This is a genomic window from Streptomyces sp. NPDC008079 (assembly GCF_042957385.1).
Classification (GTDB): domain Bacteria; phylum Actinomycetota; class Actinomycetes; order Streptomycetales; family Streptomycetaceae; genus Actinacidiphila.
Genome location: NZ_JBIBIC010000002.1, coordinates 456,093 through 479,433 on the forward strand (window position 1 = coordinate 456,093; position 23,341 = coordinate 479,433).

A 23,341-nucleotide genomic window follows, 5' to 3' on the forward strand; every position below is an offset into this window, starting at 1 on the left:
ACGCAACCCACGGCGCCCGCGCCGGAGCCGACGCCTCAAGCCGCTGCCGGGGCCGCGCCCGCTTCAGGGACCGCGCCCGTCGCCCAGTCCACGCCCGATCCCACGCCAGTTCCGGAGTCCGCGTCCGTGCCGCATCCCCCGACCGACCCGCCGCCCGTGTCCGAGCCTGAGGCCGTATCCGAGTCCGTATCCGAAGCCGGGCCCGTGTCCGAGAGCGCGCCCGTACCCGGGCCGCGGTCCGAGTCCGGTCCCGACGTCGATCCCGGCCCCGACGTCGAACCCGCTCCGGACGTCGATCCCGCGCGGGATACCGATCCCGCGCCCGACGTCGTGCCCGCCCCCGTACCCGCTCGCGGGCAGAAGGCCCCCCGGACGAGGTCCGGCTTCCGGCCGCGCGAGAAGGGCCGGATCACGGTCCAGGGCGCGTTCAACCTCGTGCTCGGCGGGATGACGCTGCTCGTCCTCGTCTTCGCGGTGATCGGCGCGCAACTGCTCGCGCACACCACGTCGATCTCCGACCACCTGGCCAACCGGGTGCAGCCCGCGCGGGTGGAGGGGGTGCGGTTGCAGACCGCGCTGCTGGACCAGGAGACCGGCGTGCGCGGCTATGTGCTCACCCATTCGGCGGAATTCCTCCAGCCCTACACCGAGGGCCTCGCGGACCAGAAGACGATCACCGCCAGGCTGCGCCCGCTGATCAGCGGCAACAAGCGCGCCTCCGCCGACCTGCTGGCGCTGGAAGAGGCGGCCGACCGCTGGCGCACCACGTACGCGCTGCCGCTCATCGAGCACGCCCGCGAGGGCCTGCCCGCCTCCGCCGACACCTCGCTGCTGGACAGCAGCAAGCGGGGCTTCGACACCGTACGCACCCAGTTCACGATCCAGGACACGCATCTGAAGGAGGACCGGCAGCACAGTCAGGATCAGTTGCGGCGCGTGCGCAACGAACGCGACGCGGTGTTCCTGGCGATGCTGGCCTGCTTCCTGGTGGCCATGGTCTTCCTGGCGCTGCTCCTGCGCCGGATCGTCGGCCTGCCGCTGGGGCGGCTGCGCGACGACGCGCTGCGGGTCGCGGGCGGCGACTTCGACACCGGGATCGAGCCCAGCGGCCCGGCCGATCTGCGGGTGCTGGCCGAGGCCGTGGAAGCGATGCGCAGCGGTATCGCGGGCGCGCTGGCCGAGGCGCACGGCCAGCGCGGACTGCTGGCCGCCCAGGCGGCGGAGCTGACCGAGCAGGCCGAGGAACTGCGCCGCTCCAACGCCGAGTTGGAGCAGTTCGCCTACGTCGCCTCGCACGACCTCCAGGAGCCGCTGCGCAAGGTCGCGTCCTTCTGCCAGCTCCTGGAGAAGCGCTACCGGCACGCGCTGGACGAACGCGGCGTGCAGTACATCGACTTCGCGGTCGACGGCGCCAAGCGCATGCAGATCCTCATCAACGACCTGCTGGCCTTCTCGCGGGTGGGCCGGGCGCAGGACGACCACCGACCGGTCCAGTTGGAGAACACGCTCGACCAGGCGCTGTACAACCTCGCGGAGCGGCTGGAGGAGGCCGGGGCGCGCGTCGAGCGGCCCGCCGTGCTGCCGGACACCGTCGGCGACGCGACGCTGCTGGCCCTGGTCTGGCAGAACCTGATCGGGAACGCGATCAAATTCCGTTCCCCCGACCGGCCGCCGGTGATCACGGTGGAGTCGGGAACCGCCCCCGACGGCACGCTCGTCTTCAGCGTCACCGACAACGGCATCGGCATCCAGGAGGAGTTCAGCGAGAAGGTCTTCGTGCTCTTCCAGCGGCTGCACAGCCGCAACACCTACGAGGGCACCGGCATCGGCCTCGCCATGTGCCGGAAGATCATCGAGCACCACGGCGGGCGCATCTCGGTGGACAACGAGTACACCGGCGGCACCCGCATCCGTTTCACGCTGCCCGCCGGGGCAGAAGAGTCACCTGACCAGGCGGCGGCGCCTGGCATCGAGGGAGCAGAGGGAGCACCGCGCGTATGAGTCAACCCGTACAGCCGATCGAGGTCCTGCTGGTCGAGGACGACGCGGGCGACGAGCTGATGACCCGGGAGGCGTTCGCCGACAACAGGATCGGCAACACCCTCCACGTGGTCCGCGACGGCGAGGAGGCGCTGGACTTCCTCTACCGGCGCGGCGCCCACCAGGACGCGGTGCGGCCCGACTTGATCCTGCTCGACCTCAACCTGCCGAAGTACGACGGGCGTCAGGTGCTCGAGATGATCAAGGGCGACCGGGACCTGGCCATGATCCCGGTGGTGGTGCTCACCACGTCCGCCACCGAGGAGGACATCCTCCGCAGCTACAAGCTGCACGCGAACGCGTATGTCACCAAGCCCGTCGACGTGGAGCAGTTCATCAGCGCGGTGCGGCAGATCGACGACTTCTTCCTGTCGGTGGTACGGCTGCCCGGCCGCTGAGCGGCCCGCGGGCGGCGTCCGCGCACGGTCCGTACGGCTCCGCGCGTCCACCTGTACGTCTCGCCACGCGTCTCGTCCGTCAGTACGGCCAGATCGGGGGGTCCGTGCAGAACGGGCCGCCGAGGTTGGCGTGCGCGGGATTGTCCGGGTCCAGCTCGCCCTGCTCGGCGATGAGCTTCGCGGCGAACGGCTCCGAGTCGTCCCGCGGTTCGTACCCGAGCGCGCGGGCGCCCGAAAGGTCCCACCACAGGCGGGTGTTGGCGGAGCTGCCGTAGACGACGGTGTGCCCCGTGGTCCCGGCGCTGAGCGCGGCGTGGAAGAGCCGGGCGCCGTCGGCCGGGCTCATCCAGACCGACAGCATCCGCACTGACGTGGGTTCGGGGAAGCAGGAGCCGATGCGTACGGAGACGGTGTCGATGCCGTGCAGGTCCGCGTAGAGCTGCGCCAGGTCCTCGCCGAAGCACTTGGAGAGCCCGTAGTAGGTGTCGGGGCGGCGCGCAGTGGTGATCGGGATCAGCGCCTCGTCCGGCACCGGGGAGCCCTGCGGCCGCGGGGTGAAGCCGACGGCATGGTTGCTGGAGGCGAAGACGATCCGGCGGACGTTCTCCTCGCGGGCGGCCTCGTAGAGGTGGTAGGTGCCCTCGATGTTGCCGCGCAGGATCTTGTCGAAGGAGGACTCCAGCGAGATCCCGGCGAGGTGGATGATCGCGTCGACGCCGCGCACCGCCTCGCGCAGCGCGTCCCGGTCGGACAGGTCCGCGGTGATCACCCGCGTGCCGTCGGGCGCCCCCTCGACCGGGCGGACGTCGAACAGCCGCAGGTCGTATCCGTACGACGGCAGCAGGCCGCGCATGAGGGTGCCGAGGCCGCCTGCGGCGCCGGTGAGCAGGACGGTGCGGGGAGCGGGCATACGGGGTCTCCGTGTCTGGCGGGGGCTTCGCTGACCTCAGGGGTCACTGTAGACGGCTGACGTCCGCCGTGGGTATGTCCATGGACGACGTTCAAGTATATGGACAGTTCCTGGCGGTGGGCGCGGGCGGCGCGGAGGCTCTTGGAGGTGCCCGTCGGCTTGACCCGCCCAGGTCACCTCGCCTAGCGTGGCAGCGTTCATGAATATAGACATGGATCAGATGAGCGCACAGACTTCAGGGGGAACCCGATGACCTCACCCGCCCTCGCCGAGCGCCTCGACGGCCTGCTGTTCTTCCCCGTGACGGCCTTCGGCCCGGACGGCGCTCTCGACCTCGACGTGTTCCGCGCGCATGTGCGCGCCGGGGTGGAGGCGGGCGCCGCCGCCGTCTTCGCGTGCTGCGGCACGGGCGAGTTCCACGCGCTGTCCCCCGAGGAGTTCCGCGCGTGCGTCGCGGCGGCGGTGGACGAGGTCGCGGGGCGGGTGCCGGTGGTGGCCGGGGCCGGATACGGGACCGCGCTCGCCGTCCAGTACGCCCGGCTCGCCGAGGAGGCGGGCGCCGACGGCCTGCTCGCCATGCCGCCCTACCTCGTCGTCCCCGGCCAGGAGGGCATGTTGCGGCACTACGCGGCGCTCGCCGCGGGCACCGGCCTCGATGTCATCGTGTACCAGCGCGACAACGCTGTCTTCACCCCCGAGACGGTCGTCGAACTCGCCAAGGTGCCCAACATCATCGGCCTCAAGGACGGCCTCGGCGACCTCGACCTGATGCAGCGGATCATCAGCGCGGTCCGCACCGAACTCCCCGGCCAGGACTTCCTCTACTTCAACGGCCTGCCCACCGCGGAACTCACCGGCCTCGCCTACCGCGGCATCGGCGTACTGCTCTACTCCTCCGCGGTCTTCGCCTTCTCGCCCGAGATCGCCCTCGCCTTCCACAAGGCGCTCACCACCGGCGACGACGCCACCGTCAACACGCTGATCGACGGCTTCTACCGCCCGCTGGTCAACCTCCGCAACCAGGGCCGGGGTTACGCCGTCTCGCTGGTCAAGGCGGGGGTACGGATGCGCGGCCTGGACGTCGGCGAGGTCCGCCCGCCGCTGTCGGAGCCGTCCGCCGCGCACGTCAAGGAACTGGCCGACCTGATCGAGCAGGGCCTCGCGCTGCTCGGCGACCGCTGAACGGGCCCCGGACGTGCCGACCATGAGGACCTCCGCCTTCGTCTATCCCTGGGACGTCGTGGGCGACCCCGAGGCGGCCGAACGGATCGCCGCCCTCGGCGTCCAGCAGGTCACCCTCGCCTCCGCCTACCACTCCACCCGCGCGCTGACCCCCCGTCACCCCCGGCACCGGATCGTCACCGCGGAACACTCCGCCGTGCTCTACCCGCCCGACGAACAGCGCTGGGAGGGAAGGCAGTTGCGGCCCTACCCGGCCGGGAGCTGGGCGAGGGGCGGGTCCGGGTCCGGGGACAGGGGCGGGGTCGGAGTCGGGGCCGGGGATTTCGACGGGGACGGCGGCGGGGACGCCTTCGGTACGGCGGCCCGCGCGCTGGCCGCCGCCGGGCTCGACGTCCACACCTGGGTCGTGCTCGCCCACAACTCCCGCCTCGGCGCCGAGCATCCGGCCACCTCGGTGGTCAACGCCTACGGCGACCGCTACCCGTGGGCGCCCTGCATCGCCCAACCGGCCGTCCGTACCTACCTGGTGGACCTCGCGGCGGAGGCCGCCGTACGCCCCGGCGCTGGCGGCACCGAACTGGAGTCCCTGGGCTGGTACGGCCTCGCCCACCTGCACGCCCACGACAAGATCGCCGGGGTGCCGCTCGGCGACGCCGCCCAGTACCTGATGTCGCTGTGCTTCTGCGCGCACTGCCGGGACGGCTACGCCGGGCTCGGCGCCGATCCCGCCGACGTGGCCGCCGCCGTCCGCCGCGCGCTGGCACCCGTCTTCGAGGGGGACGCCCCGGGCGACGCCGCCGGGCTCCCGGCGATCGAGAGGCTGCTCGGCGCGGAGTTGACGGCGCTCACCCTCACCTGGCGTACACAGACGGCCGGTTCGCTCCAGGAGCGGGCCGTGGCCGCCGTACGGGCCGCCGCCGCGCCCGGCTTCCAGGTGCTGATGCACGCCGACCCGGCGCCGTACCGCTGCGGCGCCAACGCGGGCGTGGAACCGGCCCGCGTCCTGGCCCACGCCGACGGGCTCGTCCTGCCCTGCGCCGGCGGTCCGGCCGCCCGCGAGGCGATGCTGACCCCGCTCGCGCCGCACCGCCGCGAAGGCACCGTACTGGCGGCGAACCTCACCGTCGTCTCCGGCATGGGCGGCAGCCCCGGCACGCTCGCCGAGGACGCCGCGCACGCCGCCGCGCTCGGCGCCACCGAACTGCGCCTGTACCACGCGGGCCTGGCCTCGGACGCCGACCTGAGGGCCGTACGGTCGGCGCTGGCCTGAGGCGCGGAGCCTTCGCGGGCGCGTGCTGACGGCACGCGCCGACGACGGGCCCGCGGCGCGGGGCCGCCGTGGGCGGGCGGGAGCACGAGACGGGCCGGGGCGCGGCGATCATGGGGGTACCGCCGCGCCCCGGAGCGTCACCCTCAGGTGAGGCGGGAGGGCTGTGCGTACTCAAGTCGCCACCGGGGCACCGGAGGTTGCCGCGTATGACGCGAATATTTCCGGCGGGCTACGGGAGCCGTCCGGTCAGAATCCGCCGTCGACCGACGACGTGCCGTCGGGCCCGGTCCAGCGGGCGGTGTACGTGTCGCCGCCGGTGGCGCGGGCGCCCGCCGCGTGGTTGAACTGGCCCGAGAACGTGTACGTGCCGGGCGCCAGCGTGTTGTTCGCGTCGAGCGTCCAGCGGTAGACCAGCTCCGCGCCCTCCACGGTCACCGTGGGGTTCGTGCCGCCCGAGACGGAGGTCCACGAACCGGTGCTGCTGACGCCTTCGGTACGGGCCACGCGCAGTTCGACGCTGAGCGTCGTGAGCGGCTTGCCGGTGGTCAGCACCACATCGCTCTGCGTCCAGTAGTCGTTGCTCGCGCTGTCCACCGAACCCCGCGCGGTCAGCGTGCCGTTCCGCGCGGTCTCGACCGAGCCCGGCGCGCCGCCGTCGATGCCCGAGGTGGTGGCCGCCGACGACGGGGGAGTGCCGGTGGGGGAGGACGCGCCGCCGGACGGCGTGCCCGTGGGACGCGTACCGCCGGTGCCGCCGTGGCGGCCGGACGGGTGCGACGACGCGGCCGGTGAACGCGGCTGCGCGGCGGGGGAGTCGGTGCCGACCGGGCTGGAGGTCGCGGAGTGCGTGACGCCGGGCCCGCCGGAGGTCACCACGGACTGCGTCGGCTCGCCGTTGCCGGTCACGGCGCCGACCGCGAGGCCGCCGAGGCCGATCGCGCCCGCGACGGCCGCCGTCACCGCGGCGATCCGCATCCACGGCGCCCCGGTCCCGCCGCCGTGCCCGTCGGACCGCCCGCCGGTGCGCGGCGGCTCCGCCATCCCGTGCCCGGCCATGTCGCGTTCCGCCATGCCCTGTTCGACCCGCGCCAGCATCCGCTCCCGGTCCGGCCGGTGGGACCCGGCCGCGTCCCGCAGCCGTTCCGGCAGCTCGGCCCTGTCGGTCCTGTCGGCCATCACACTCCCCGTCCCGTACGAGTACGAGCCGCAGGACCCGCCGCACCCATGATGCGCGCCGCGCCGGGGCCGGTGACGACCGGGCCCGAGGCGCCGGGGACGGCGGGGCCGGGAACAGGGCCCGCACCGCCGGGGGCGCCCGCGCCCGGCACCGTACCCGCGCCCGGCACCGTAGCGGCACCCGGCGCCGCCCGCACCCCGTCGCCCGCGGCCGGGTCCGGCTCGGCGCCGCCCGTCCGCGGCGCGAGCAGCCGCTCCAACTCCGCGACGCCGCGCGACGTCTGGCTCTTCACCGTACCCACCGAGATGCCGAGCACCGCCGCCGTGTCCCGCTCCGACAGGTCGAACGCGTGCCGCAGCACCACGCACGCCCGCTTGCGGAACGGCAGCCGCTGCAACGCCTCACGCACGTCGAGCACCGCCGGTACGTCGGGACCGTCGGTCCGGTCCTGCGGCTGCGACCAGAACAGCGCGATCCGCCGCCGCTCCCGTACCGCGCTGCGAATGCGCGAGCGGGCCAGATTGGTCACCACACCGCGGGCGTACGCGACCGGGTGGTCGGCCGCCCGCACCCGGTCCCAGTGCCGCCACATGGCGACCAGGGCGTCGGCCGCGAGATCGTCGGCCGCGTCCGCCTCACCGGTCAACAGGTGTGCCAGACGCGCCAGTTCCGCGTAGTGCTGCTCGAAGAACGCGTGGAAATCAGCGGCGGCGTCGGCGTCGTCGCCGATGGCTGTGCCCACGGTCACCTCTTCCTGCCCGGACCTCCCCGCCACGGCGCGGCGTGAGCGTAGCAGCGGTGGAAGGCCATGGGCAGAGGTCGGGAAACAGCACTTCGGCGACGGGCGGCGAACCCCGGATCAGCAGGCCGGCTGACGGCTCGTCATGTCAGGGCGCAGCGCTGTACCCGGGTGACGATCTCCAGGTCGAAGGGGCCGTCGGAGGTCTCGGGACGGGACGTCAGATAGTCCCTGATCCGCCCCACCAGCGCCTCGCGCTCGGCGGGTTCGAGCACCAGGACGTGGGAGTGGGTGGCGACGGTGGCCAGCAGTGAGTCGACCGTCTGCGGCTGCCGGTGCGGGAACTCGCCGTGTTCGACGGGCGTGAAGCCGGTGTGCCGGTCGATGCCCTTGCCCGGCCGCCAGTCGATGTACGACACCCGGCTCGCCGTCACCGTGTTGAGCCCGGCGATCCACTCCACCCGGTCGTCGTCGGTGTTCCACAGCGCGCCCAGCGTGCCGCCGGGCCGCAGCACCCGCGCGATCTCCGGCATCGCCCGCTCCTGGTCGAACCAGTGGAACGCCTGCCCCACCACGACCGCGTCCACCGAGGCGTCCGCCAGCGGGATCTCCTCCGCGCCGCCCGCCAGCGCCGTCACCGACGGCAGCAGCCGCTCCAACTCCGCGCGCATGCCGGGGTCCGGCTCCACGGCGGTGACCCGGTGGCCGAGCGCCACCAGCGACTGGCTCAGCTTGCCGGTGCCCGCGCCGAGGTCCAGCACGTCGAGCGTGCCGCGCTCGTCGTCGGTCGCGTGCAGCGCCCACCGCACGCCCGCCACCGGGTAGTCGGGCCGGTGCGCGGCATAGGCGGCGGCCTCGGCGCCGAAGGAGGAGGCCCGGCGGGCGAACATCTGGGTATCGGATTCGCGCATGCCGCCGACCCTACGACGCCGACCCTACGACGCCGACCCTACGACGCCGGCCGTACGACCGTCAGAGGCGGCGCGTGGCGAGCAGCAGCCGGTCCCGCGCGTCGAAGAGCGTGTCCTTGATCATCTGCTCGTGCCCCGGGGTCAGCCGGGCCACCGGCACCGAGCAGCTCACCGCGTCCCGCGCGGGCGTGCGGTACGGGATCGCGATCCCGAAGCAGCGCAGCCCGAGGGTGTTCTCCTCGCGGTCGACGGAGTAGCCCTGTTCGCGGATCTGGGCCAGCTCCTCGATCAGCTTCTCGCGGTCGGTGTGGGTGTGCTCGGTCAGCGGCTCCAGCGTCTCCGGCAGCAGCTTGCGCACCTGCTCGTCGGTGTACGTGGCCAGCAGCGCCTTGCCGAGCGAGGTGGAGTGCGCGGGCAGCCTGCGTCCGACCCGGGTGAACGGCCGCAGGTAGTGCTGCGACTGCCGGGTGGCCAGGTAGACCACGTTGGTGCCGTCGAGGCGCGCGAGGTGGATGGTCTCGCTGGTGTCGTCGGACAGCCGGTCGAGCGTGGGCCGGGCGGCGGCCACCACCTCGTCACCGTCGATGTACGAGGTGCCGACCAGCAGCGCGCGCACGCCGATGCCGTACCGCGTACCGGTGGCGTCCGTCTCGATCCAGCCGAGGTCGACCAGGGTGCGCAGCAGCATGTACAGGCTGGACTTCGGGTACCCCACCGACTCCTGCACGGCGGCCAGGCTGTGCATGCCGGGGCGGCCCGCGAAGAACTCCAGCAGTTCCACCGTGCGGACCGCGGACTTGACCTGGGAACCGGCTCCCTCGGCAACAGCCATCGCGTACGACCCCTCTAAGACGTTCGTGGTGCTCGTTCAGTCGTGCTCGTGTGTGGTGCGTGTTCGTCGTGTCTGTCTGTCGTGCTCGGTTGTCGTGACCGTTCGTCGTGCGTGTCCGTCGTGCGTCACGTCGTGCGTGTTCGTGCGCGCCGTGCCCGGCGCCCGCCTTGTCCGGCCGGGCCCGTGGACGTAGGCTCCGGACGATCGGTGATTCATATCTGAAGACGTTGTTCAGTATAGAGAACGATGCCGTCGTGCAGTACGGAAATGTGGAGGTTCTTCCGGTGGCAGTACCAGTCTGGAGCGTCGACCCCCGAACCGGGAAGCAGCGGGAGCAGGTCGCGGTGGAGGCCACGGCCGACGAGGTCGACGCCGCCGTGCGCGCGGCGGCGACCGCCGTTCCCGCGCTCGCCGACCGCAGCGTACGCTCCCGCCTGCTGCGCGGCGCCGCCGGGCTGCTGGAGGACGAGGGCGCGGCGGTCATCGCGGCGGCCGACGCCGAGACCGCGCTCGGGCTGCCCCGCCTCACCGGTGAACTCGCCCGCACCGCCTATCAGTTGCGCGCGTTCGCGGATGTGGTCGACGAGGGCGGCTATCTGGACGTGATCATCGACCACGCCGATCCGGCGGCCCAGCCCATCCCGCGCCCCGATCTGCGCCGCTACAAGATCCCGCTCGGCGTCGTCGCCGTCTACGCGGCCAGCAACTTCCCGCTCGCCTTCTCCGTACCCGGCGGCGACACCGCCAGCGCGCTCGCGGCCGGGTGCGCGGTCGTGGTCAAGGCGCACCCCGACCACCCCGCCACCTCCGCGCTCTGCGCCGACATCCTGCGCCGCGCCGCCGTCGCCGCGGGCCTGCCCGCCGACACCGTCGTCCTGCTGCACGGCTTCGAGGCCGGGGTCGAGCTGGTCAAGCACCCGCTGGTGGCCGCGGCCGGCTTCACCGGCTCGGTCCCCGGCGGACGCGCCCTCTACGACGCCGCCGCCGCACGACCGCGCCCGATCCCCTTCCACGGCGAACTGGGCAGCCTCAACCCGGTCGTCGTCACCGAGGCCGCGGCGGCCGAGCGCGCCGAGCAGATCGGCACCGGGCTCGCCGGTTCCTTCACCCTGGGCGTCGGCCAGTTCTGCACCAAGCCGGGCCTCGTCCTGGCCCCCGGCGGCGAGCACGGCGACCGGCTGGTGGCCGCGCTCACCGGCGCCGCCTCGGACGCGGGCCCCGGTGTGCTCCTCGACGCCCGCATGCGCGACAACTTCCTCAAGGGCGTCGCCGCCCGCGCCGCCCTGCCCGGCGTCGAGACCCCCGTCACCGCGGGCGACGGCGGCGAGCACGCGGTGCGGCCCGGCTTCGTCACCGTCGCCGCGGCCGACCTCACCGAGCAGGGCGCGTACGACCTGCTCTTCGAGGAGTGCTTCGGGCCGCTGACCGTCGTCGTACGGTACGGGTCCGCCGCCGAACTGGCCGCCGTGCTCGACCGGCTGCCGGGCAGTCTCACGGCGACCGCGCACCTCGGTACGGAGGAGGCCGGGCAGCCCGGCGCCGAGGCGGCGGCGCTGCTGGCCCGGCTCACCGGCCTGGCCGGGCGCGTCCTGGTCAACGGCTGGCCGACCGGTGTCGCGGTGGCCCCCGCCCAGCACCACGGCGGCCCCTACCCGGCCACCACCTCGACCTCCACCTCCGTCGGCGGCACCGCCATCGAGCGCTGGCTGCGGCCGGTGGCGTACCAGGACACCCCGCCCGCACTGCTGCCGCCCGAGCTGGCCGACGCCAACCCGCTGGGCGTCCCGCGCCGGGTCGACGGCGTCCTGGTCAGGTGATGCCCGGGGGCGCGGCCGTACGGTGCCCCGGGCCGGACTGACCCCGAGGTCCCGTCCGGTGCCGCCGGACGGGACCTCGGGGCATGTCCTAGGGCGCGTCCGTGAGATGGGCCAGGAGCACCGGGACGTGGCTGTGCTCCGGGTCCTTCACCGCCGTCAGCAAGGTGACGCTCCCGGCGCGCGCCTGCTCGCGCAGCCGCTGGGTGGCGGGGACCTGCTCGGGACCCGCCAACTCGGCCCGGTAGCGCCGCGCGAAGTCCGCGTGGCGGTCCGGGTGGGCGTGGTACCAGGTGCGCAGCTCGGCCGACGGCGTGAGCACCTTGCACCAGTCGTCCACCGCCGCCCGCTCCTTGGACACCCCGCGCGGCCACAGCCGGTCGACCAGCACGCGCAGGCCGTCCCCGGCGTCCACGTCGTCGTAGATCCGCCGCACCCGGAAACCCGTCGCCGCGCCCGCGTCCTTCGCCATCCCGTCCGCCTCTCCGCTCCGTCTCACCCCTTCCAGTCCACGCCTCCGGCCGCCGATCCGCCACCGCGTCGGGACCGGGCCGCCTTGTCGGGGTCGGGCCGCCCGGTCGGTCGCGGGACACCGGGTCAGGAGTCGGCCGGGCGGCCGGGGCGCAGGGCCGCCGCCGTGGCGACGGCGGTGACGGTCAGCAGGGCGGCGGACAGCAGGAGGCAGACGCGCATGCCGGACAGGAAGCGGTCCCGGTCCGCGACCAGCGCGCCGAAGGCGGCCACGCTCAGGGCGCCCGCGATCTGGCGGCCCGCGTTGAGCACCCCGGCCGCCAGCCCGGCGCGGTCGGCGGGGGTCGCGTCCAGCAGCGCGGCGGTCAGCGGCGGTACGGCGAGCGCGCCGCCGAGGCCGAGCGGCACCATGACGACCGCGAGCAGCGCGGCCGGGGTGCGAGCGGTGACCGGCAGCAGCACCAACAGCCCGGCGACCATGAGGAGTTGACCGGCGAGCATGGGCAGCCGGGCGCCGACGGTGCCACCTCCCGCCGAAGGCGGTGAGAGGGCGGACAGCCTGCCCGAGACGATGTTGACGGCGGGGATCAGCGCCGTCATGGGCAGGAACATGAGCCCGGCGCCGAGCGGTGACTGGTCGCGCACCTGCTGGAAGAAGAGGCTGAGCACGAAGATCATCCCGTAGAAGGCGAAGCTCAGCGCGGCGCCCACCGCCACACAGACCGCGACCGTACGGTCCCTGAACAGGCCGAGCGGCACCACCGGATGCGCGCTGCGCGCCTCGATCAGGAAGAAACCGGCGAGGACGGCCACCGCGACGGCCGCCGCCACCAGCCCGAGCCCGCCGCCCTCGATGACCGCGAAGGTCAGCGCGGCCAGCCCCAGCACCGCCGTGAGCTGCCCCGGCACGTCCAGCGGCGCGGGCCTTCGCGGCGAGCGGGGCGTCCGCGCCAGCAGCACGGCGGCGAGCAGACCGACCGGAAGGTTGATGAAGAAGATGGCGCGCCAGGACCACGCCGAGGTGAGGGCGCCGCCCGCGACGGGCCCGAGCGCCACGGCCGAGGCGCCGCCCGCCGCCCACAGGGCGATGGCGCGGGCCCTGCCGATCCTGCCGGACGCCGCGCCGGACGGATGCGGGGTGGACCCGGCGTCCGGATACGCCTGCCGCACCAGGGCGAGCGAGGCGGGCAGCATCACCGAGGCGGCCGTGCCCTGCACCACGCGGGTGCCGATCAGTACGCCGAGGCCGGGCGCGAGACCGCACGCGGCCGACGCGGCGGTGAAGACCGCCATGCCCGCGCCGAAGGCGCGCCCGGCGCCGATCCGGTCCGACAGCGCCCCGGTGGAGAGCATGAAGGCGGCGAAGACCAGCGTGTAGCCGTCCACGACCCACTGGAGCGCGGCGAGGCCGCCGTGCAGATCGGTGCCGATGGACGGCAGGGCGACCGTCACGACCGAGGCGTCCAGGGTGATCACGAAGAAGCCGAGCAGGGCGGCGGCCAGGGTGCGGCCGGGCGAGGGTACGGGCGCGGACGCGGACGCGGACGCGGACGCGGACGCGGGCGAGGGTACGGGCGCGGGCGCGGGTGCGGCGACGGGTTTCCGGGCGGCGGGCGGGGCCGCACAGTCCGGACCGGAGAGACGCGGAGACATGCGATCAGCGTGGCCGCGGCCGTCGCCGTACAGTAGTGGCCTGAATGCCACGGTCCCGGAGGTTCTGGCCATGCCCTTCACATGTCCCCGCCCGCACCGGGTCGCGGTGATCGCCGCGCGGCCGGTGTCGATGTTCAACCTCGCCGTGCCGGAGATGCTGTTCGGCAAGGTCCGGGTGGACGGCGGGCCCGGCTACGAGGTGGAGTTGTGCACGTCTGACCCCGGCAGCGTCGGGACCGGCGGCGGGGCCGAGCTGGTGATCGGGCAGGGTCTGGACGCGGTGGAGCGCGCCGACACGGTGGTCGTGGCCGGGACCGGGTCGCGGGAGGACCCGGACCCGCGTGTCGTGGCCGTCCTGCGGCAGGCGGCGCGGGCGGGCAAGCGGGTGGCGTCCATTTGCACGGGCGCCTTCCTGCTCGCCGAGGCCGGACTGCTCGACGGCCGCCAGGCCACCACGTACTGGGAGTACACCGGCCAACTCGCCGCGCGCTACCCGGCGGTGGTCATGGAGCCCGACGTGCTCTTCGTCCAGGACGGCCAGATGCTGACGTCCTCCGGATACGCGGCGGGCATCGACCTGTGCCTGCACATCATCCGCACCGACTACGGCGCGGCCGTCGCCAACACGGTGGCCCGGCTGGCGCTGGTCGCGCCCGTACGGCACGGCGGGCAGGCGCAGTTCACCGACACCCCGCTGCCCGCGGAGACCGGCACGTCGCTCGCCGCGACCCGCGCCTGGGCGATGACCCGGCTCGACGCGCCGCTCACCCTCACCGACCTCGCCCGGCACGCGGCCGTCAGCGTCCGCACCCTCAGCCGCCGTTTCCACGCCGAGACCGGACTCAGCCCGCTCCAGTGGCTGCTGCACCAACGCGTCGAGCGGGCCAAGCAGTTGCTGGAGACCACGACCCTGCCCGTCGACCAGGTCGCCCGCGCCAGCGGTCTCGGCACCGCCGACTCGCTGCGGCAGCACCTGCTGCGCAGGGCCGGGCTGACGCCGAGCGACTACCGCGCGACGTTCACCCGCCTGACGACGGCCTGACCTCTGGCCGGTGGGCGGCGGCGCTTCTCGCCGGTCCGGGGCGTCCGGCGGCGGCGCCCTTCGCCGGTCCGGGCCGTACAACCGTACGACCGGCGACCGTACGACCCGTGACCGCCGGGTGCCTCGTACAGTGCGGTGCATGGGTGAACGCGACGTGCTGCACATCAAGGGACGGGTGCTGGTCGGGCCCGACGAGGTCAGGGACGAGCTGTGGGTGGTCGGCGGGCGGATCAGCTACGACCGCCCGGCCGCGGCTCCGGCCGCGACCGTCACCGGCTGGACCCTGCCGGGACTGGTCGACGCGCACTGCCACGTGGGACTCGACGCGCACGGCGCCGTCGACCGCGACACCGCGGAGAAGCAGGCGCTCACCGACCGGGAGGCCGGCGCGCTGCTGCTGCGCGACGCGGGCTCGCCGAGCGACACCCGCTGGACCGACGACCGCGCCGACCTGCCCAAGATCATCAGGGCGGGCCGCCACATCGCCCGCACCCGCCGGTACATCCGCAACTACGCCCACGAGATCGAGCCCGGCGACCTGACGGCGTACGTACGCCGCGAGGCGCGTCGCGGCGACGGCTGGGTGAAGCTGGTCGGCGACTGGATCGACCGGGAGGCGGGCGACCTCGCGGCGTGCTGGCCGAAGGACGCGCTCACCGAGGCCATCGCCGCCGCACACGAGGAAGGCGCCCGCGTCACCGCGCACTGCTTCGCCGAGGACTCGCTCGCCGACCTCGTCGCCGCGGGCATCGACTGCGTCGAGCACGCCACCGGACTCACCGAGGACACCATCCCGCTCTTCGCGGAACACGGCGTCGCCATCGTCCCCACCCTGGTCAACATCGCCACCTTCCCCGCCCTGGCCGCGGGCGGCGAGGCCAAATTCCGGCGCTGGGCCGACCACTTGCGACGGCTGCACGCCCGCCGCCACGACACCGTGCGCGCCGCGTACGACGCCGGTATCGCCGTCTACGCCGGTACGGACGCGGGCGGCAGCCTCGCCCACGGCCTGATCGCCGACGAGGTCGCGGAGCTGGTCGCCGCCGGGCTGCCCGTCAACGCCGCTCTCTCCGCAACCACGTGGGGTGCCCGCCAATGGCTGGGCCGCGAAGGGCTCACCGAGGGCGCGCCCGCCGACCTGGTGGTCTACGAGAGCGATCCGCGCGCGGACGTACGGGTGCTGGCGGCGCCGCGGCGGATCGTGCTGCGCGGCACGGTCGTCGCCTGACGGACCGTCAAGCTCTCGCGGGGCCTTTCGCGGTCACACCGTCCCGTTCGCCGCGCGCAGACGGTCGCGCCGCGCCGCTCGCGGACGCCTCCCGTGTACACCACGGCCGTTCGACGTGCGAGGACGTGAGTTGACCGACCGTGACGTACGGGAGCCGGGACGCGTTAGGCATCTTCGCGGCCGCCCGGGGCGTCAACCGAGGTGAGGGGTGTCATCCCGTGGTCCGGGTGACGCGGGGGAACGGTCGTGCGGCGAGATTCGAAGAAGTTCACGGAAACCACCCTTATGGGTGAACTGACGCCGTGTGCCCGCCAGTTCACCCTCCGTGCGTAAACATTGCCGGGTCGAGGTCCCCGGCGGCTGTCCCCAACAGTCGTGCGCCGGGGACTCCATGCCACTTGTGGGGGTTTTCCACCGTGTACCGCACCATCAACATCAGCCTGCCCGCACGCCGTTCGGCCGCCGCCATCGGCGCCGCCGTCGCCCTCGCCGCGGGCACCCTCGCCGTAGCGCCGGGCGCGCAGGCGACCCCCGCGCCGTCGGGCGGCGGCACGTCCACCGCGACCGTCCTGCGAGCGGGCCTCGACGTATCGCTGCTGAACAAGACCGTGGACGTCCCGGTGAATGTCTCGCTCAACGATGTGAAGGCGCCCGCCGACGCGAAGGAGACCGCGCTGACCGTGAAGGTCGGCAGCGGTGTCGAGCAGGGTCGCGAGATCAGCATCCTGCGGGCCGACGTCGCGACGGCGAACGCGACCGCCGACCGTGACAAGGCGGAGGGCTACGCCAACGTGGCCAAGGCCGAGGTCCATGTCCCCGGACTTCCGCTGCTCTCGCTGATCAAGCTGGACGCCGTCACGTCCAAGGCGACCTGCCAGGTGGGCCACAAGCCCACCGCCAGCTCGAAGCTGGTCGGGGTGACGATCCTCGGCAGGACCATCTCGCTCAACGCGGTCGGCACCACCGACGTCCGCGTCGGCGGGGTCGGTGAGGTCAGTCTCCAGCTCACCAACACCGTGACCACCTCCCGTACGGCCGCCGCCACCGCCCTCCAACTGAAGGTCCACATCAACCCGTTGAACCTCGGGGTCGCCGAGGTCACCGGTGACGTCACGCTGGCGCAGGCCACCTGCCGCACGCCCCAGGCCGGCGGCTCGACCGGGGGGTCGACGTCGGGCGGCAACTCCGGCGGCTCGACGAACGGCGGTTCCACGAACGGAGGCTCGACCAACGGCGGTTCCACGAACGGCGGTTCCACGAACGGCGGTTCCACGAACGGCGGTTCCACGAACGGCGGTTCCACGAACGGAGGTGCCGCGAACGGCGGTTCCACGAACGGGGGGTCCACCAACGGCGGCTCGACCGGCGGTTCCACGGGCGGTCACTCCACCGGCGGCTCCACCTCCGGCTCGTCCAACGGCGGTTCCGGCAACGGCGGTTCCAGCGGTACGTCCGGCTCCGCGGGCACCTCGGGCGGCTCCACCTCCGGCGGCAGCAACACCCACCCGCAGACCGGCACCGACACCTCGGTGAACACCGGCAACCTGGCCGAGACCGGCGCCAGTTCCTCCACGCCGTACATGGCGTACGGCGCCATCGGCCTGATCGCGGTGGGCGGCGGGGCCTTCCTGCTCACCAACCGCCGCCGCAAGGCCGCCGCTTCGCGCGGCGAGTAGTCCGGCCCACGGGGGGATCGGGGGAATACAGGGGAGGGCGGCTCCGCTCCGGGAGCCGCCCTCTACTCTGTTCCCTACGAACGGCGGCTCGACTGCCGTTCGACTTGGGGATGGGCGAACGGGGCGAACGAGTAATGGTCGACGGGCTTTTCGCGGGTCGTTACGAACTGGCGGAGCTTCTCGGCTCCGGCGGAATGGCCCGGGTGCACCGCGCCCGCGACACCCGCATGGGCCGCGCCGTCGCGGTCAAGACGCTCCTGCCCGAACTGGCCAGCGACCCCGACGCGCGCCGCCGGTTCGCCCGCGAGGCGCAGGCCGCGGGAGCGCTCAACCACCCCGGCATCGTCACCGTCCACGACCAGGACGAGGTCCGCACCGACGACGACACCGTGGTGCCGTACCTGGTCATGGAGTACGTGCGGGGCAGCACGCTCGCCCAACTCGTCCGCGAGCAGGTCTGGTTCGCGCCCGAGCGCGCGGCGCGCATCGCCGCCGACGTGCTGGACGCGCTCGCCCACGCGCACAGCCACGGCACCGTCCACCGCGACGTGAAGCCCGCCAACGTGATGATCACCACCGAAGGCGCCGTCAAGGTCGCCGACTTCGGCATCGCGCACGTCCTGCACAGCGACGCCCGGCTGACCGCCACCGGCTCGGCGATCGGCACGCCCAGCTACATGTCGCCCGAGCAGATCAACGGCGTCGACGTCGACGCCCGCAGCGACGTCTACGCGGTCGGCTGCGTCCTGACCGAACTGCTCACCGGCAAACCGCCGTTCACCGACGGCAACCCGATCAACCTCATGTACTGGCACGTCCACACCCCGCCCCCGGCCCCGTCCGCCCGCAATCCGCGGGTGCCCGAGGAGTTGGACGCGCTGGTGCTGGCCGCGCTCGCCAAGGACCCGGCCGAGCGGCCCGAGGGCGCCGCCGCCTTCCGCGACCAACTGCGCGGCTGGCTGGCGGCCACCGGCTCCTCCGCGCTGACCGGACCCGCCGCGGAACCCGCGGACGGCGGTTCGGGCAAGCGGTCGTCGGCGGCCGACCCCCGGGCGACCTTCGGAGTGCCGGGCGCCGGGCTGCCCGCGCTGCCGCCCAAGGCGGACCCGGCCGGAGCAGGCACGCCGCCGCGGGCACCGCGGACCCCCGCCGGGTCGCCGGGCACGCCTTCCCCGTCCGGCGGCACGCCCTCGCCCTCGTCCGGCACCCCTTCCCCGTCCTCCGGCACCCCCGCACCCTCGTCCGGCACGCCCTCCCCGTCCTCCGGCACTCCCTCCCCGTCCGCGGGCCGGGGCTCGTCCATACCGCCCGCCGCCGCGAGCGACGCGACCCCGCCGCCGCGCGCGGCCGGCTACCACCAGCCGGAGCACCCCGCGTACCGCGCCCCGCAGCGCCCGGTGCCGCCGCAGTATCTGCCGAGCACCCCGCCGCCGCTCAATGTGGGCAGGCCCGCGGAGCCGCCGCGGGGCGGGGCCGGGCGCCGCCGGTGGATGGCGGGCGCGGCCGGGCTGGCGGTCACCGCGGTCGCCGTGACCGTGACGCTCACCTTCGCGCCGTTCGGCGGCAAGAAGCACGGCGACGACAAGCCCACCGACAAGCCGACCGTGCAGAACGCGGCGCTCCAACTCCACGGCGGGAAGGAGGGTTCCGGCTACAGCGGCGGGCTGAACGGGGTGGTCAGACCCTCGACGGCCACCGGCGGCACGCTGAAGCTCATCTCCTCCTACTCCTCGGAGAATCTCCTCGACCCGGCCGCCACCTACGACCAGCCGTCGTGGAATCTCCAGCGCCTCTACCTGCGCAAGCTCGTGGACTACGCGCCCGCGCCCGGCGGCGCGGGCCGCAAGGTCGTCCCCGACCTCGCCACCGACACCGGCCAGGTCAGCTCAGACGGCCGCACCTGGACCTTCCGCCTCAAGGACGGCGTCACCTTCGACAACGGAGCGCCGATCACCTCCAAGGACGTCAAGTACGGCATCGAGCGGACCTTCGCCCGCGACGAGTTCCCCGGCGGCCCGACCCACCTCGTGGACCTCCTCGACCAGGGGCAGAACTACCAGGGCCCGTACACCGACAGCGACCCCGGCAAGCTCGGCCTGCGCTCGGTGGCCACACCGGACGACCGCACGATCGTCTTCCGGCTCGCCAAGCCCTACGCGGACTTCCGCTACGTCCTCGCGCTGTCGATCGGCGCGCCCGTCCCGCAGTCCGCCGACACCGGCGGCGGCAAGGACTTCGGGAAGCACCCCGTCGGCAGCGGCCCCTACCGCGTCGCGAGCTACACCTCGGGCGCCTCGCTGCACCTGGTCCGCAACACCCACTGGGACCCCAGGACCGACACCGTGCACTCGGCGCTGCCCGACGCGATCGACCTGAAGATCGTCAGCAGTCAGGACGAGGTCGAGACCGACCTGCTCGACGGCAGCGCCGACCTCGACCTGGCAGGCCAGACGGTCAGCGACCAGACCGAGACCAAGATCCTCAACGACCCGGCGCTGAAGGCCAATACGGACCTCGTCTTCAACGGCACCACCCGCTTCCTGAGCCTCCAGACCACGGTGGCGCCCTTCGACCGGTACGAGTGCCGCTGGGCCGTGCAGTACGCCATCGACAAGGCGCAGGTCCGCGCCGTGCTCGGCGGGCAGTACGCCGGCGGCGAGGTGGCCACCACGATGCTGCCGCCGACCACCGACGGATACAGCACCTCGGCCACGCCCTTCGGCACCAACGCGGGGGTGTCGTTCCCCGACGAGGCACGCAAGTACCTGGGCAAGTGCGGCAAGCCCAACGGCTTCACCGTCACCATGGCCGGGGTCAAGGCGCCGGGGCGGGTCGAGGACGCCATGCAGTCCATCCGCGGTTCCCTCGCCGAGGTCGGCATCACCGTCAAGATCGTCACGCAGGACGCCAGTACCTTCTACGACACGCTGCTGTCGCCCAGCAAGCTCAAGAGCGCCAAGTGGGGCATCGTGATGACCGGATGGGCCGCCGACTGGCCCACCGGCGGCGGCTTCCTGCGCTCGCTGATCCAGCCGGGCAGCATCAACAACTACGCCCAGCTCGACGACAGCGAGATCAACGGCCTGGTCACGCAGGCCGACGGCGTCACCGATCCGGCCAAGGCCGCGTCCCTGTGGCAGGCCATCGACGCCAAGGTGATGGGCGAGGGCACCATGGTCCCGCTGATCTACACCCAGCACCTCGTCTACCGCGCCCCCCGCCTCACCAACGTCTACGAGCAGCCGGTCCTCGGCGGCGTCGACCTCACCGCCCTCGGCGTCAAGCAGTAGGCAGGACCGGCCGGTTGAGCGCCCTGCTCTCAGGCCATGGCCGTGGCCAGGGCGTTCGCGAAGCCGTCCGTCGTACGGCGGTCGCGCACGGCGATCCGCAGCCAGTCGGGTCCGAGGCCGGGGAAGGTGTCGGCGCGCCGGACCGCGTAGCCCATCTCCCTCAGGCGGAGCCGGACGTCGGCCGCTCCGGGCAGGCGCAGCAGGACGAAGGGACCGGCGGGCGCGTCGCCCGCGACCTCGACTCCGGGGAGTGCGGCCAGCCGGTCCAGCAGGTAGGCGCGGTCGCCGACCACGGTACGGGCCGCCTCCGCCGCCTCCGCGACCGCGTCCGGCTCCACGCAGGCAACGGCCGCCGCCAGCGCGGGAGTCGACACCGCCCACAGCGGTTGTGCGCTCTCCAGCGCGGCGACCGTGTCCGCGTCGCCGAGCACGTAGCCGATCCGCAGTCCGGCCAGGCCCCAGGTCTTGGTCAGGCTGCGCAGGACGAGGAGCCCCGGCACGTCCCGGCACCCGGCCAGCGACTCGCTCTCGCCCGGCACCGCGTCCATGAACGCCTCGTCCACCACCAGCGTGCGCCCCGGACGGGCCAACTCCCGTATCAGCGGGGCCGGATGGAGGACGGACGTCGGGTTGGTCGGATTGCCGACCACCACCAGATCCGCCTCCGGCGGGACCGCTGCCGGGTCGAGCCGGAAGCCGTCGGACGCGGACAACAGGACCCGCCGCACCTCGTGCCCGGCCGCCCGCAGCGCCGCCTCGGGTTCGGTGAACTGCGGGTGCACCACAACGGTGTGACGTGGCGTCAACGCCCGCGCGAGCAGCACGAACGCCTCCGCCGCTCCGGCCGTCACCAGCACCTCGGCGTCCGGCCGCCCGTGGCGTACGGCCACCGCGTGCCGCGCCGCCCGGCCGTCCGGATATCCGGCGAGGCCGGTCAGCGACCGCGCGACGCGCTCGCGCAGCCAGGGCGGGGGAGTGTTCGCGCGGACGTTGACCGCGAGGTCGATCAGGCCCTCGCCGACCTCGGCGTCACCGTGATGCCGCAAGTCGTAGCCTCCGGCGGCGACTTCGGCGCGGCGGGCGTCCTGGCCGTCGGGGGTGTCGCGGCCGTACGGGTCCGGGCCGCCGCCCGCCGCCGGGTCCGGCACGCGGTCGCGGTCAGTGGGTGTGCGCATGGTGGCCGCTTCCATGGCTGTGCGACGGGTCGTCGGGGTGGTGGTGCGGCTGCTGCGGCAGCCCGACACGGTCCTCGAAGCCGGGGAGCTTGACCCGGTACACGCACGAGTCGCAGTTCATCCGCAGGTCGCCCCGTACCGTCTCCCGGTAGCGCTCCATCACCAGCTCCGCCAACTCCGGCTCGGGGCCGATCACTTCGGCGCAGCGCAGCTCCACGTCCGGCGCTTCCCCGGCCCACTCGCGGGCCTGGTCCCGTACCCGGTCCGGCAGCACACCGGTGAACAGGAAGTACGGCAGGACGACGACGCGGCGCGCGCCCAGCTTGCGGCAGCGGTCGAGACCGGCCCGCACCGACGGCTCGGCCAGCGACACGAAGGCCGTCTCCACCCCCGCGTAACCACGGCCCTCCCACAGCAGCCGCGCCACCTTGAACACCTCGGCGTTGGCGTCCGGATCCGTCGAACCCCGGCCCACCAGCAGCACCGTGGTCTCCGCGCGGTCGGCGCCCGCCAGCGCCTCGTCCACGCGCCGCTCCAGCACCGTCAGCAGATTCGGATGCGGCCCGAGCGGGCGCCCGTACGCGAACGACGTCCCCGGATGGCGCCGCTCCTCACGGGCCAGCGCCGCCGGTATGTCGCCCTTGGCGTGCCCGGCCGACACCAGCACCAGCGGAACGGCGGCGAAGTCGCGTACGCCCGCGCCGACCAGCTCCGCCACCGAGTCCGCCAGCGGCGGCGGCGACAGCTCGATGAAGCCGCCGCCGACCGCCAACTCCGGACTGGCCGCGCCCAGTTGCGCCACGAACGAGCGGAAGGCGGCCGCACCGGCCGCGTCACGCGTGCCGTGGCCGACGAGCAGAAGGGCAGGGGGGTGGGTCACTGGTCGTTCTCCTTGAAGGGATGGTCGGTGAGGTGATGGTCGGTGAGGGGACGGTCGGTGAGGTGATGTTCCGCGAGGGGATATTCCGTGTACAACAGGGCGTTGAGCGCCGCGGCGGCCACCGCGGAGCCGCCCTTCTCCGAGACGTTGCTGACCGCGGGCAGCCCCGACGCCCGCAGCCGCGCCTTGCTCTCCGCCGCGCCGACGAAGCCGACCGGCAGCCCGATCACCAACGCGGGCGCCGCGTCCAGGTTCAGCAACTCCTCCAGCGCCGTGGGCGCGCATCCGACCACCCACACCGCGCCCGGCCCGACCTCCGCGTACGCCAGCCGTATCGCGTGCGCGCTGCGCGTCAGTCCCGGCCCGGACGCCGCGTCCGTGAGCCGGCACACCGAGGACCGTGCCGTGATCCCGGACGCGACCATCTCCACGTCCGCCACGATCGGCGCGCCCGCGTGCAACGCGGCGTGCGCGTAACGGAGTTCCGACTCCTCGCACACCAGGTCCTCCGCGTACCCGAGGTCCGCGCTCGAATGGATCACGCGCTCCACGACGGCCCGTCGCAGCGGCGTCATCCCTGAGGTGTCGAGCCGGGACCGCAGGATGCGGAAGGACTCCTGCTCGATGGGGTGGACCGTACGGTTCACGCGGCT

18 protein-coding genes and 1 pseudogene are annotated in these 23,341 nt (G+C 73.6%); 9 read left to right on the plus strand and 10 right to left on the minus strand.

Annotation, left to right across the window (positions count from 1 at the left end):
* Positions 1-204 precede the first annotated feature (204 nt).
* Positions 205-2,001: an ATP-binding protein gene (locus tag ACFZAM_RS09020; protein WP_391044128.1), complete on the plus strand. Its 1,797-nt coding sequence runs from the start codon at positions 205-207 to the stop codon at positions 1,999-2,001.
* Positions 1,998-2,438 carry a response regulator gene (locus ACFZAM_RS09025; protein WP_355333804.1) on the plus strand — a complete coding sequence of 147 codons (441 nt, stop codon included), beginning with the start codon at positions 1,998-2,000 and terminating at the stop codon, positions 2,436-2,438. The genes ACFZAM_RS09020 and ACFZAM_RS09025 overlap by 4 nt, the downstream gene beginning before the upstream one ends.
* A gap of 79 nt (positions 2,439-2,517) precedes the next feature.
* Here ACFZAM_RS09025 and ACFZAM_RS09030 read toward each other — a convergent pair whose 3' ends face one another.
* The gene (locus ACFZAM_RS09030; RefSeq protein WP_391044130.1) at positions 2,518-3,348 is read right to left on the minus strand and encodes an NAD-dependent epimerase/dehydratase family protein; all 831 of its coding nucleotides are present in this window, start codon (positions 3,346-3,348) and stop codon (positions 2,518-2,520) included.
* Positions 3,349-3,597: 249 nt separating this feature from the next.
* On the opposite strand from ACFZAM_RS09030, the gene ACFZAM_RS09035 reads away from it, so the two are divergent.
* Together ACFZAM_RS09035 and ACFZAM_RS09040 are read left to right on the plus strand one after the other, a co-directional pair.
* On the plus strand, positions 3,598-4,530 hold the full coding sequence (locus ACFZAM_RS09035; RefSeq protein ID WP_391044132.1) for a 5-dehydro-4-deoxyglucarate dehydratase: 933 nt from the start codon (positions 3,598-3,600) through the stop codon (positions 4,528-4,530).
* Positions 4,531-4,552: 22 nt separating this feature from the next.
* Positions 4,553-5,800: a hypothetical protein gene (locus tag ACFZAM_RS09040; protein ID WP_391044134.1), complete on the plus strand. Its 1,248-nt coding sequence runs from the start codon at positions 4,553-4,555 to the stop codon at positions 5,798-5,800.
* 246 nt (positions 5,801-6,046) lie between these two features.
* On the opposite strand, the gene ACFZAM_RS09045 is transcribed toward ACFZAM_RS09040, so the two are convergent.
* The 4 genes and pseudogenes from ACFZAM_RS09045 to ACFZAM_RS09060 form a co-directional block, all read right to left on the minus strand.
* Positions 6,047-6,976 carry a hypothetical protein gene (locus tag ACFZAM_RS09045; protein ID WP_391044135.1) on the minus strand — a complete coding sequence of 310 codons (930 nt, stop codon included), beginning with the start codon at positions 6,974-6,976 and terminating at the stop codon, positions 6,047-6,049.
* Between the two features lie 235 nt (positions 6,977-7,211).
* Positions 7,212-7,719 (minus strand): annotated as a pseudogene (locus ACFZAM_RS09050) (SigE family RNA polymerase sigma factor); the annotation flags it as partial.
* A gap of 140 nt (positions 7,720-7,859) precedes the next feature.
* Positions 7,860-8,627: a methyltransferase domain-containing protein gene (locus ACFZAM_RS09055; RefSeq protein WP_391044137.1), complete on the minus strand. Its 768-nt coding sequence runs from the start codon at positions 8,625-8,627 to the stop codon at positions 7,860-7,862.
* 61 nt (positions 8,628-8,688) lie between these two features.
* Positions 8,689-9,459 carry an IclR family transcriptional regulator gene (locus ACFZAM_RS09060; RefSeq protein WP_355333788.1) on the minus strand — a complete coding sequence of 257 codons (771 nt, stop codon included), beginning with the start codon at positions 9,457-9,459 and terminating at the stop codon, positions 8,689-8,691.
* Positions 9,460-9,743: 284 nt separating this feature from the next.
* On the opposite strand from ACFZAM_RS09060, the gene ACFZAM_RS09065 reads away from it, so the two are divergent.
* Positions 9,744-11,276 carry an aldehyde dehydrogenase family protein gene (locus ACFZAM_RS09065; protein ID WP_391044140.1) on the plus strand — a complete coding sequence of 511 codons (1,533 nt, stop codon included), beginning with the start codon at positions 9,744-9,746 and terminating at the stop codon, positions 11,274-11,276.
* An 88-nt stretch (positions 11,277-11,364) separates the two neighbouring features.
* On the opposite strand, the gene ACFZAM_RS09070 is transcribed toward ACFZAM_RS09065, so the two are convergent.
* Both ACFZAM_RS09070 and ACFZAM_RS09075 read right to left on the minus strand, forming a co-directional pair.
* The gene (locus tag ACFZAM_RS09070) at positions 11,365-11,745 is read right to left on the minus strand and encodes a DUF488 family protein (RefSeq protein ID WP_391044287.1); all 381 of its coding nucleotides are present in this window, start codon (positions 11,743-11,745) and stop codon (positions 11,365-11,367) included.
* 125 nt (positions 11,746-11,870) lie between these two features.
* On the minus strand, positions 11,871-13,397 hold the full coding sequence (locus tag ACFZAM_RS09075) for an MFS transporter (protein WP_391044143.1): 1,527 nt from the start codon (positions 13,395-13,397) through the stop codon (positions 11,871-11,873).
* Positions 13,398-13,467: 70 nt separating this feature from the next.
* Between ACFZAM_RS09075 and ACFZAM_RS09080 the strand changes: the two genes are divergently transcribed.
* The 4 genes from ACFZAM_RS09080 (at position 13,468) to ACFZAM_RS09095 (ending at position 20,633) form a co-directional block, all read left to right on the plus strand.
* Positions 13,468-14,439 (plus strand): helix-turn-helix domain-containing protein, encoded by a 972-nt coding sequence (locus tag ACFZAM_RS09080; RefSeq protein WP_391044146.1) that lies wholly within the window; start codon positions 13,468-13,470, stop codon positions 14,437-14,439.
* A 139-nt stretch (positions 14,440-14,578) separates the two neighbouring features.
* Complete coding sequence (locus ACFZAM_RS09085) at positions 14,579-15,667, plus strand: amidohydrolase family protein (protein ID WP_391044147.1); 1,089 nt, start codon at positions 14,579-14,581, stop codon at positions 15,665-15,667.
* Between the two features lie 416 nt (positions 15,668-16,083).
* A complete protein-coding gene (locus ACFZAM_RS09090; RefSeq protein ID WP_391044150.1) occupies positions 16,084-17,343 on the plus strand; it encodes an SCO1860 family LAETG-anchored protein in 1,260 nt (419 codons plus the stop codon).
* 134 nt (positions 17,344-17,477) lie between these two features.
* A complete protein-coding gene (locus ACFZAM_RS09095; RefSeq protein ID WP_391044153.1) occupies positions 17,478-20,633 on the plus strand; it encodes an ABC transporter substrate-binding protein in 3,156 nt (1,051 codons plus the stop codon).
* A 29-nt stretch (positions 20,634-20,662) separates the two neighbouring features.
* On the opposite strand, the gene cobC is transcribed toward ACFZAM_RS09095, so the two are convergent.
* Genes cobC through ACFZAM_RS09110 form a run of 3 tightly spaced genes read right to left on the minus strand, consistent with a single transcriptional unit; the run spans position 20,663 to position 23,335 of the window.
* On the minus strand, positions 20,663-21,808 hold the full coding sequence (gene cobC, locus ACFZAM_RS09100; protein WP_391044154.1) for an Rv2231c family pyridoxal phosphate-dependent protein CobC: 1,146 nt from the start codon (positions 21,806-21,808) through the stop codon (positions 20,663-20,665).
* Complete coding sequence (locus tag ACFZAM_RS09105; RefSeq protein ID WP_391044156.1) at positions 21,792-22,688, minus strand: CbiX/SirB N-terminal domain-containing protein; 897 nt, start codon at positions 22,686-22,688, stop codon at positions 21,792-21,794. The genes cobC and ACFZAM_RS09105 overlap by 17 nt, the downstream gene beginning before the upstream one ends.
* Complete coding sequence (locus ACFZAM_RS09110) at positions 22,685-23,335, minus strand: precorrin-8X methylmutase (protein ID WP_355333767.1); 651 nt, start codon at positions 23,333-23,335, stop codon at positions 22,685-22,687. The genes ACFZAM_RS09105 and ACFZAM_RS09110 overlap by 4 nt, the downstream gene beginning before the upstream one ends.
* Positions 23,336-23,341: the final 6 nt, after the last annotated feature.